Genomic DNA, 11,226 nt, shown 5'->3' with positions numbered 1-11,226 from the left:
TCATCAAGAAGTTATCACTGGTATTGATTCAAATACGATCCTCTCTATTGCAGCAGAAAACCAACAACACACAGAATATTAAATTCATTAAATATCAATTATTTAACTAAGTTTTAGTTGCTAAATAAGATTGATTCACTACGAATACACGACGACGAGAGCTAACTACGTACTTAATGGGAGGGATGGAAACCGGGATGGTACTGGCTAAACGAAGCGTCCAGCGCGCTTTATATCGCTTCTACACTCTGTTCGATAAACTGGGTTGGGGATACACCAAAACGATGCTTAAATCTTTGGCTAAAATATGAGGCGTCGTTAAAACCACAGCTAAAAGCAATATCCGCGACTTTACCGCCCGCAAGCAGCTGGCGGCAGGCGTTATCCAACCTTACCTCAGCTAAATAGTCAGAAAATGTTCTTTGTGTGGCAGCTTTAAATCGACGTTGTAAGCTACGCTCTGAAACATACAGCATTTTAGCTGCTGTTGATGTACTAAAATCAGGGTCGGTATAATGCTCTAATACTAGCTCCTCCAATCGGTCTACGAATGGATCGGCAATATCCATGCTGGTCGATTTTAGCGATATTCGATCAAATTCGATCACTGAGTGTTCATCAAATGCTTGGCTTTCATTCCAACTCATGACCACGGTATTTTGTTCAGTGCTCATATTCACTGTGAGTATGCCACCACTAATTTCAATCAATTTCGCTATTTCTTGCCAGCTTCCCTCACCATCCAGATCAATGGGCGAACCCAGATCCGATATTTGAACAACCACTTTTTCGTCCACACTGTAAAGCTCAATATAAGCCGTTTGATTGCGTTCACAGCGCTTAACTAAACTGTCAAAGACCAAATTGAGTAATACATCGAGATTAAAGTAATTCAGCAAAGCATAAATATCCTTACTCTCTTTATTTCGCTGCTCAACGGCCAAACCCGCTCTCGCAAACTCTTCTTTCCAACCATCCAGTGTTGAATTCAAAATCATCGACATATTATAAACAGGCGAGGCATTACCTTGGGCTTCACGCATGTTAAGTAGCAGCTCAAGCTCTGAAGCAATTTGATCAATAACTTGATTTTTACCTATCTCTCCAGCTTGCGCCAACGTCTGTTCTGCAACGGTTAACCGCTCTCTAAAACATTGAATCGCTTGACTAAAAATCAGTCGTCTCACTTGCATTTGCTTGCGTAATTGATGGTTATTGCTCAGTAACACGCGGCTTTGATGACGCAACTGGTTTGTTTTCAGCGCCACCTGAGCTTTTAATTTTCTGTTGGCATTGCTCATCATTCGTGAACGCCAATAAACTAAGCCAAATAAAAGCAGTAAACCAACCGTCGCATAGGTAGCAAATGCCAATGCCGTAAGATACCAAGGTTCGGTAACGGTAAATGTGAGCGTTTTTATCCCACCCTTTTCAATCCCGTTAACAACAGGCCGTACTGATAGGGTGTACGTGCCAGGCATTAAACCCTCCATGACAATTTGATAGCCCTCTAAAGGTGTCCATACCTTGTCATTATCAAGTTTAAACTCTAGTGATGAACCACTCAGGCTCGGCATAATGCCCATTTGAACCGTTATTGTCTCTCCGTAAGGCGCATTCAACTTTGATTCGTCTACCGATCCAAAACCAATCAGCTTTTGGTTAATTTTCACTTGAGAGAATAAGACATTGGCTTCTGGCAATGAACTGACCGCTAAATCACGGCTATTTAGACTGATTAGACTATGCCAAGACCCCAGCAAGAGCGTATTTTCATCAGTGGCGCTGGTTAAACAAAAACCATTTTGAAATTCATTATTAATGAGCCCAAAAGGTTGCCCATAATGCCCAACCAACTGCCCATCTAATGTGTAATGACTTAAGCCTGCTGAAGACGTTAGCCAAGACCCGGTGGCATTGTTCACGATACATTGTGGAGCAACGTGCTCATCCACTAATGGCAGTGCTAACAACGCCTCCGTGTTGGTATCAAAAATATTGACCCCATAATTGCTCGCCACCCAAATATGATGATCTCTTCCTTCGATCATATTTCGCACTGCACCGAACTTTGCGGTTGTCGCGATGAATTTCAGCTGTTTATCTTTGAGTAAATACACGCCATGGTCAGTGCCAAGTAGCACTTTATCAGCCCTTGAGATCATCATGTTCTTCAAACTACCTTCCGCATAGTTTGAAGACATCCATTGCTCAGCAATGGTTCTTAACTCTCCGCTCTCAACATCAAAACTCCATACAAATGCGTCACTGGCAATCCACAGTATGCCCTTAGAATCAAAAGCAAGTTGCGTAATCGGGGTGTTTTTTAATGCCTCAGGTATCTGAATATGCTTCTGTCGTTCACCCGATTTTGCATTAATTCCAATCAATCCTTGATTGGTTGCCAGCCACAAAACACCTTTAGACTCGGCTAGGTTGTTCACTCGCCCGGCGAATACACGCAGTTTAGGTGTCGGCCTCTCTCTTATTAGACTGTATACGCCATCATTTCTCAGCATCCAATAACCTCGTTTGCTTTCCATAGCGATAAGGTTACTGACATTGGCATGGTGATTTTGCAACCCAAGCATTTGGCTGGAATAACGTTCGAATTTGTCACCAAAAAGAGAGAAATAGTGGATATCTTTATTGGTCGCTACCCACATACCACTGCTGTTATCGTTGACTAATGCGTTGATTTTTTTTCCAGCTAAAGCGAAGCCTGCATCTTGTTCGCCGGTAAATTTTTCAATTTTTCCGGTGATGAATGAATAGACATATAAGCCGTTTTGCGTACCAATCCAATAGGACTGCGTCGTTTCATTAATAGTCGTAACGTTAGGAGTCGGAATGATGTATTTGGCTTTGCTGGTATCATAAAGATCGTAAACGATGGTCCCTTTGGCTGCCCCCATAACCAACTCTCGACGACTAGTGGAAAAATAGAGCTTATCTATCGGGCTGTCTTTTGAACGGGCTACATGATGAAATTTTTCGCCTTCAGAGACAAACACGCCGACGTTGGTCGCTAATACCCAACGCTTTCTGATCAGCAGCGCATCATTAATTGCCAAAGTATTTAAACTGCTAAAATGGTATAGCTCTTTAATCGAGTAGGTCGCTAGAACGCCATCAGCAATACGGTAAGTATGAAAGTGAGCTTCATCGGTAAGCCAAATGTAACCATTCGACGCGCCAAGTTTTGTCACTTCTGTTCCGGGAGGAAGCTCAAACGCCACCACCCTTTGTTGGTTAGCTGCAGAGCGATAAACTTTATTATCTTGATAAGTCCAAAAATGGTCGTCGACCACAACCAAATGTTCTGAGGAGTAAGGAAGAGCAGAACCCCATTTCGGTGACACTGTTTGCCCATCGAAGAAAAGGAGTTTCCCTTTTACATCGTGTATCCACAAACCGCCATTGGTCGCAGAAAACAGCTGATTTGCAGCAAACACGCGCCCTTGACTCTCTGTCGGTAATGGATAAAAGACCGACGGTGAAGAATCGAGTGCTAACGTAATATGCGAAACAAAATAGAGTAACGCAGCCCAACAGGCATGTTTCACTGGTGTAATCCCTAAATGGCTCATTATGCAGCTTGGTCTCCTTGTGCCAAACTGCTCTAACCAGCCATTCTATTTGATAACCACCGAGTTGAATACCAAAACAGGGATTTTACTTAGAATAAATACTCAAAGTGTTGTGTCATTCACTCAAACAAACCACGAAACTATTTGCAATTTGATCAATAAATTCAAAATAGCTACCCGGTTTCACATCGATTGTTGATGCGACTGGGTCAAGAACGCCTTTCTTAGCTTCACTGCCACGCATTACGGTCTCGATTACTGCTGGCGTATACTGAGGTTCTGAAAACACACATTTTGCATCATTGCTTCTTAGCTGATTACGAATTTTGATCAGGGTTTTTGCGCCCGGTTTGCGCTCTGGTGATACCGTGAAATGACCCAGGTTATTTAATTGGTAATCTTGCTCAAAATACCCATAAGCGTCATGGAAAACAAAGTAACCATTTTGCTTCACTGGCTCTAGCAACGCCTTCAATTGCTTATGTTTATCAGCGTATGTTTGTGCAAATTTTTGGTAGTTAGCCTGATACACATCCGCGTGCGCAGCATCAAGTGAAATCAATTTATCTGAAATTGCCTTCGCCATTTGCAGCGTTGGTTGGTAACCAAGCCAGAAATGCGGATCATAAAGACCATGATTGTGACCATCGTGGTCATGATCATGCCCCTCATGACTGTATTCACGTAATGACACATTCGGCACATCGGCAAGCTCAAATGCCGACTCTTTCTCTTCCAGCACACCGCCTAAAAATGGCTCAAGTCCTTCACCAAACCAAATAACTAAATCGGCTTGATTGATTTTCTTAACATCTGAAGGTTTGAGCGCGTAATCATGAGGAGAAGCATTCGATTGGAGTAATACATCCGGACTCCCTGCACCTAGCATGATCTCTTCAGTGATCATTTGAATCGGTTTAATACTGGTTAACACATGAAGCTCTTGTGCCATTGCGCCATTACTTACAAGGCCCATTAGCGCAGCGATCGATAAAGCGAATTTAGTTTTCATTGTATGACGTACTGCTATATAGAATTGGATGGGAATAAATGTTACATTATAACATTAGTTAATTGCAAATGAGTTCCATTCATGAGCACAGTCATCGAGCTATCCAATATCAATGTTCAATTTGACGGCCGACAAGTCCTCGATAATGTCAGCCTGAAAATTAATAAAGGTGAAATTATTACCTTAGTCGGTCCAAATGGCGCCGGTAAATCCACCTTGGTAAAAGTGTTATTGGGACTACAAAAAAAGTTCAGTGGTAAAATCACAAAGCCTAAACAACTAAAAATTGGCTATGTTCCACAGAAACTAAAATTGAATGAAACACTGCCGCTTGATGTCTCGCGTTTTCTTCACCTAGCCGGTCACTTTAGCCAGCAAGAAATTCAAGATGCTCTCGCATTAACTGGTGCACAACATCTACTGAATAGTGATATGCATGCACTTTCTGGTGGTGAAACACAGCGCGTACTATTGGCTCGTGCATTGTTGCAGCGCCCGGACTTATTAGTGTTGGATGAACCGGCGCAAGGCGTCGATGTTCAAGGGCAAATTGACCTTTATGATCTAATTGATACCATCCGTCACCGCTTTGGTTGCGCGGTTTTTATGGTTTCTCATGACCTACACTTAGTGATGGCAAAAACAGACCACGTTATCTGCTTGCACCATCATATTTGCTGTTCAGGTGAGCCCGCTACCATCACGCAGCATCCAAAATATATTGCGTTGTTTGGTCAAACGCGTCAGGAAACACTCGCGTTTTACCATCATCAGCATAACCACCATCATCACGACCTGTCGGGTCAACCCGTTGGTGGCGATGTCTCATCTTGTTCTTCTCATTGTCACGGTCATCATCATGATTGAGTTTCTACTTCCCTCGATTTTTGCAGGTCTTGGTATTGCCCTAATTGCAGGGCCACTAGGATCATTCGTCGTTTGGCGCAAAATGGCGTACTTTGGGGATACCCTCGCCCACGCATCGCTGATGGGGTTAGCGTTTGGCTTCTTATTCGATATCAATTTATACCTAGCCCTAGTTATTTGTTGTTTGCTACTCGCCGTAGCTTTGGTCACGCTGCAAAGACAGCAATTGATCGCTGCAGATACGCTACTTGGCATACTTGCTCATAGTGCATTGTCCATTGGTTTAGTAGCGGTAAGCTTTCTTGATAATGTGCGAATCGACTTAATGAGTTACTTATTTGGCGATCTGCTGGCGGTAACACCACAAGACCTGATCTTCATTTACTCTGGTGTGGTCGTGGTCGGCATTATTTTGGCGGTATTTTGGCGTCCATTGCTAGCAACAACTATCAATGAAGAGTTGGCGTCTGTCGAAGGTCACAATGTTGATCTGATGCGTTTGGTTTTAATGTTACTTATCGGTCTTGTCATTGCCGTTGGAATGAAGTTTGTTGGCGCATTGATCATTACTTCATTACTGATCATTCCCGGCGCTACCGCAAGACGTTTTGCTCGCTCTCCAGAGCAGATGGCAATTATCGCCTCTTTGCTTGGTGCAATTGCTGTATTGATCGGCCTAAGTTTATCATGGCACTTTGATACACCAGCCGGCCCTTCCGTGGTAATAAGTGCTGCTGGTCTATTCTTGTTAAGCCAGCTAAAACGCATCGCTTAATGGCATAAAAAAACGGCTTCCGAATGGAAGCCGTTTTTATTACTCGTTAACTTTCGCTCTACGCGCCTTCGTTATATAACTCTAGGCTGGCTAAATCTTGCTGAATTTCCAACTGAGTCTTAGCATCATCACCACGCAAAGACTCTAGATACTCGAGATACTGCTGGTTGATGTCACCTGTTACATATTCACCACTAAACACTGAGGTTTCAAACTTAGTGATTTCTGGGTTGCCTAATCTGACCGCTTCAACAAGGTCATCCAAGGTTTGGAAAATCAATTCGTCAGCACCAATGTACTTACAGATTTGCTCATTGTCACGACCATGCGCAATCAATTCATTGGCGCTCGGCATATCGATACCGTATACATTCGGGAAACGAATTTCCGGTGCGGCAGAAACCATGTAGACCTTATTCGCACCAGAATCTCTTGCCATCTCGATAATCTGTTCAGATGTCGTGCCACGTACAATGGAATCATCCACCAACAGAACATTCTTATCTTTAAACTCAGAGCGAATCGCATTGAGTTTGCGACGCACGGATTTTTTACGCTGTTGTTGACCCGGCATAATAAAAGTACGACCAACATAGCGGTTTTTCACAAAACCTTGACGGTATGGAATATCAATGGCTTGCGCAATCTGTAGTGCAATATCACATGAAGTTTCAGGAATAGGAATGACAACATCAATATCTAAATGCGCGTACTCATCGCGAATGCGTTCACCCAGTTTTTTACCCATTTCTACGCGCGCCGCGTAAACCGAAATTTTATCGATAAATGAATCAGGGCGAGCAAAGTACACGTACTCAAACATACATGGATTAAGCGTTGGGTTATCCGCGCATTGATGTGTAAAGAGTTCACCATCAAAGGTGACGTAGACCGCTTCACCCGGTAATACGTCACGAATAAAATCAAAACCTACCGCATCCAATGCCACAGATTCTGACGCTACCATATATTCAGTTTGACCTTTAACTTCACGCTTGCCCAAGCATAGTGGGCGAATGCCTTTCGGATCACGAAATGCAATCATGCCATGGCCGATAATCATCGCGACAACTGCATACGCGCCACGAATAGTGCGGTGCACATTCATTACTGCACGAAATACATCTTCACTAGTCACATTGCCACGAACAGTATCGATCTCATGAGCGAGTACGTTAAGCAGGACTTCTGAGTCTGAAGTGGTGTTGATGTGACGACGGTCTTTATCGAAGAGTTTTTCGCGAACTTCATTCGCATTAGTGAGGTTGCCGTTGTGGGCGAGAGTGATACCAAAAGGAGAGTTTACATAGAAAGGTTGAGCTTCTGAGGCACTGGAGCTGCCTGCGGTAGGGTAACGTACATGGCCTATTCCCACCTCTCCTTGCAGTCTTTGCATGTGTCTCGCTTCAAATACATCCTTTACCAATCCGTTCGCCTTACGCAGACGAAAACGATTGCTTTCTATGGTACAAATACCAGCGGCATCTTGGCCACGGTGCTGCAATACAGTCAAAGCGTCATAAATAGACTGATTAACAGGCGTCGTGCCCACGATTCCAACAATACCACACATGTCCTAACCCTCGATTTGCGACAATGGCTGGCGCGTTAAATCGCGCCAGATAAGAAACTCGATGATGTTTGTAGGTGTTTGAAAAACGGTTCAATGATCAATTTGAAGTGTGGCACCAACTCAGAAGTCGTCCACCATTCACTTTGATTCATTGTGGTGAAGGTATCAACAAAGAACAGAACTGCTGCAACAATTAACACGCCACGCAACCCACCAAAAACAATACCTAACACGCGATCTGTACCTGACAAACCCGTTTTCTGAATCAACTGTCCAATTACATAGTTGACCAACGCACCTACAATTAGCGTGGCAACAAAAAGGGCAGCGATGGCAGCGCCATTACGAAACATTTCGTCATCGATCCCCGTGAAGTAGACCGATAGACGTCGGTAATACTGACTGGCGATGAAAAATGCACCACACCAGATAACCAAAGACAATGCTTCTTTAGCGAAGCCACGTATTAGACTGATCAAAGCCGACAGGCCAATCACACCTAAAATAACAATATCTAACCAATTCATGTGTATTCACAATCTTTCGTTGGCGCGCATTTTAGCAGAAAAAATGACGACGCAAACGTTTTCTTAAGGATTTAATGGTTTAAATTTAAGCAATCGACCTTTTGAACCAGTAATTTTTTCCAGTTCGCCAACTTGACGCTCAAGTTTCGTTTTGGACACATCCGGACCAATAATGACTCGAGTAAATCCATTTTCGAGTTTGGTATGCGCTTGATAACCCGCTTTTGCAGATCTTTCACTACATTGGCAGCATTATCGGCATTCTTTAGTGCCATCAATTGAATGATCCACGCACTCTCTTGATATTGATTTCGCTCTGGCACCGGTTTTTCGACAACTTCCACCTTATCTTCATTCGTTGGCGCTGTTGCTGCATCAACGACGACTTCTACAGGTGAAGGGGGAAGAGAAGCTGAGTCATCTTCCGGAGCTAACACTTCAAACGTTTCCACATCACTATCAAGCTCTGGTTTGATAGGAATGCTTGCAATATCTTCTTTGTAGTGTGTTTTCTGCCCATCGAGTACATCAGGCAGCACAATCACACCGATTGAAACTAGAATAATGGTGCCAACGAGACGATTTTGAAATTTACTTGCCATTTACTCTCCTTTTTCCTGCCAGTGCTCAAGTACTTCACCAACAGTATGGAATGAACCGACAACAATAATGACATCGTCCGCTTGCGCTTGTGTCATTGCTGCATTAAATGCATCAACGGGCGTGTGGTATTTCGCTTGTCCTTGTGGCAGGTACTGACATAACTCATCAGCACTTGCTGCGCGAGGACCTGTTAATGAAGCTGGATACCACTCACTTGCTAGCGGAGACAAGATCTCAAGTGTTGATTTAATATCTTTGTCATGCAACATCGCAACGACGATACGAATAGTTTTACCCACATATTGCTCGTGGATACGATCAACGAGATATTGCGCAGAATGTGGATTATGCGCCACATCTAATAACACGGTCGGCTGACGACAAATCAGCTGCATACGACCTGGCAAGGTTGCGTTTTTGAGGCCGTTAACGATGTTAACATCACTGATGTCGAGATGTGCCGTTGCCAGTGCCATCAAAGCCGTTGCTGCGTTTGGCAACGGCAAACTCGGCACTGGTAATGCCTCAAGCTCGTAGCTACCGTGAGTCCAACACCAAGTGTTGTTTTCGGTTAGTGCATAGTTGTATTGAATACCAACTTGGTAAAGCTCTGCATCAATATCATCGGCATGAGCCGCTACCGTTGATGGTGCTTTAGGTTGACCGCAAATCGCTGGTTTACCAGTGCGGAAGATACCGGCTTTTTCAAAACCGATGACATTGATGTCATCACCAAGCCAATCCACATGATCAATCGCCAGACTGGTTATCACTGAAACATCATGATCAACCACGTTAGTCGCATCGAGTCGACCGCCTAGCCCTACTTCAAGCAAAACAACATCAACGTTCTCCGTTTGGAACAAACGCAATGCCGCTAAGGTGCCAAATTCAAATAAACTTAGGCTAATTTCGCCGCGTTGCTTCTCAATGAAGTCAAATGCTTGAGCATGTTTTTCATCGCTTAAATCTTGCCCGTTAATACGGACTCGTTCGTTATAGCGAATCAGGTGTGGTGAACTGTAGACACCTACTGAATAGCCAGCATCAAGCAGAATGGCTTCCATCAGGGCACACGTTGAGCCTTTGCCGTTGGTGCCAGCGACGGTAATCACTGTTTGGGCAGGTTTGGTAAGATTGGCTTTGCTAGCAACCGCTTGAACACGATCTAAGCCGAGGTCGATTGCTGAGGTATGTATATTTGCTAAATAATCAAGCCACATCGCGAGTGGAGATGTGGCTTGAGGAATAAGACTTTGACTCATCTAACTTTAACCAAAAATTCCGTGGTTGTTTGTTAGTGATACTTTAACCTTTTTCGTGCGCTTCTGGTACAGAATACTCAGGTTCTTGCGGAGAATCGTTCACAGAAACAACCAGCGGTGATGCTGAATTGGTCATTTTTGCCAACAGACTGCTCACACGTTGACGCATTTCACGACGGTCAACAATCATATCGATTGCACCGTGCTCAAGTAGGAACTCACTGCGCTGGAAACCTTCAGGAAGATCTTCACGCACAGTTTGCTCAATAACGCGACGACCAGCAAAACCGATTAGCGCTTTTGGCTCACCGATATTGATATCACCTAGCATTGCCAAACTTGCAGATACACCACCCATGGTAGGGTCAGTCATCACAGAAATGAATGGCAGGCCTTTTTGTGATAGACGCTCAAGAGCGGCACTGGTTTTTGCCATTTGCATTAGAGACATCAATGCCTCTTGCATACGTGCACCGCCACTTGCAGAGAAACAAACCAAACCACAGTTGTTTTCCATTGCTGCTTCGACCGCTTTAACAAAGCGAGCACCTACAACAGAGCCCATTGAGCCGCCCATAAAAGAGAACTCAAATGCACAAGCAACGACAGGAATACCAATCACTTCACCCTGCATTACAACAAGTGCGTCTTTCTCACCGCTACTCTTTTGCGCAGCAGAAATACGATCTTTATAACGCTTAGAATCTTTAAACTTCAGCTTATCTTGTGGTTCAAGATCATTCGCCAGTTCAACACGGTTTGTGTCGTCTAAAAATGTTTCCAAACGACGGCGTGCTTTCATGCGCATGTGATGGTCACATTTCGGACATACTTCTAGGTTACGCTCTAGTTCAGCGTGGTAAAGCACTTGCTCACATGAAGTACATTTTGTCCAAACACCTTCCGGGATAGAAGCTTTGCGTGAACTTACGATATTGCTTTTTTCTAAAATCTTTTCAAGCCAACTCATGGAAGACCTTTCTCTATTTCATCTTCCGCATCATGCGAAAGACA

The 11,226-nt window shown here is 43.9% G+C and carries 9 protein-coding genes; 2 read left to right on the top strand and 7 right to left on the bottom strand.

All coding sequences use genetic code 11. The features are described from left to right. Positions 1–230: 230 nt before the first annotated feature. Positions 231–3,590: a helix-turn-helix domain-containing protein gene (locus tag Vt282_RS04150; protein WP_232055103.1), complete on the bottom strand. Its 3,360-nt coding sequence runs from the start codon at positions 3,588–3,590 to the stop codon at positions 231–233. Positions 3,591–3,705: 115 nt separating this feature from the next. After that, a complete protein-coding gene (gene znuA, locus Vt282_RS04145) occupies positions 3,706–4,602 on the bottom strand; it encodes a zinc ABC transporter substrate-binding protein ZnuA (RefSeq protein WP_162062635.1) in 897 nt (298 codons plus the stop codon). A gap of 81 nt (positions 4,603–4,683) precedes the next feature. Here znuA and znuC point away from each other — a divergent pair, with 81 nt between their 5' ends. Both znuC and znuB read left to right on the top strand, forming a co-directional pair. Then, positions 4,684–5,469 (top strand): zinc ABC transporter ATP-binding protein ZnuC, encoded by a 786-nt coding sequence (gene znuC / locus Vt282_RS04140; protein ID WP_162046830.1) that lies wholly within the window; start codon positions 4,684–4,686, stop codon positions 5,467–5,469. Next, complete coding sequence (znuB, locus tag Vt282_RS04135; RefSeq protein ID WP_162062634.1) at positions 5,462–6,244, top strand: zinc ABC transporter permease subunit ZnuB; 783 nt, start codon at positions 5,462–5,464, stop codon at positions 6,242–6,244. The genes znuC and znuB overlap by 8 nt, the downstream gene beginning before the upstream one ends. Positions 6,245–6,302: 58 nt before the next feature. Here znuB and purF read toward each other — a convergent pair whose 3' ends face one another. From purF to accD, 5 genes are all read right to left on the bottom strand, one after another. Next, positions 6,303–7,817, bottom strand: coding sequence for an amidophosphoribosyltransferase (purF, locus tag Vt282_RS04130; protein WP_162062633.1), 1,515 nt, complete (start codon positions 7,815–7,817; stop codon positions 6,303–6,305). A gap of 35 nt (positions 7,818–7,852) precedes the next feature. Then, the gene (locus Vt282_RS04125; RefSeq protein WP_162046833.1) at positions 7,853–8,344 is read right to left on the bottom strand and encodes a CvpA family protein; all 492 of its coding nucleotides are present in this window, start codon (positions 8,342–8,344) and stop codon (positions 7,853–7,855) included. A 71-nt stretch (positions 8,345–8,415) separates the two neighbouring features. Next, positions 8,416–8,946, bottom strand: coding sequence for a cell division protein DedD (locus Vt282_RS04120; RefSeq protein ID WP_415663437.1), 531 nt, complete (start codon positions 8,944–8,946; stop codon positions 8,416–8,418). After that, positions 8,947–10,212, bottom strand: coding sequence for a bifunctional tetrahydrofolate synthase/dihydrofolate synthase (folC, locus tag Vt282_RS04115; RefSeq protein WP_162062632.1), 1,266 nt, complete (start codon positions 10,210–10,212; stop codon positions 8,947–8,949). It abuts the gene before it with no gap. 43 nt (positions 10,213–10,255) lie between these two features. After that, the gene (gene accD, locus Vt282_RS04110) at positions 10,256–11,182 is read right to left on the bottom strand and encodes an acetyl-CoA carboxylase, carboxyltransferase subunit beta (RefSeq protein WP_162046836.1); all 927 of its coding nucleotides are present in this window, start codon (positions 11,180–11,182) and stop codon (positions 10,256–10,258) included. Positions 11,183–11,226 lie beyond the last annotated feature (44 nt).

This window comes from Vibrio taketomensis, from assembly GCF_009938165.1.
Classification (GTDB): domain Bacteria; phylum Pseudomonadota; class Gammaproteobacteria; order Enterobacterales; family Vibrionaceae; genus Vibrio; species Vibrio taketomensis.
This window is presented reverse-complemented; position numbering and strand designations above follow the sequence as displayed.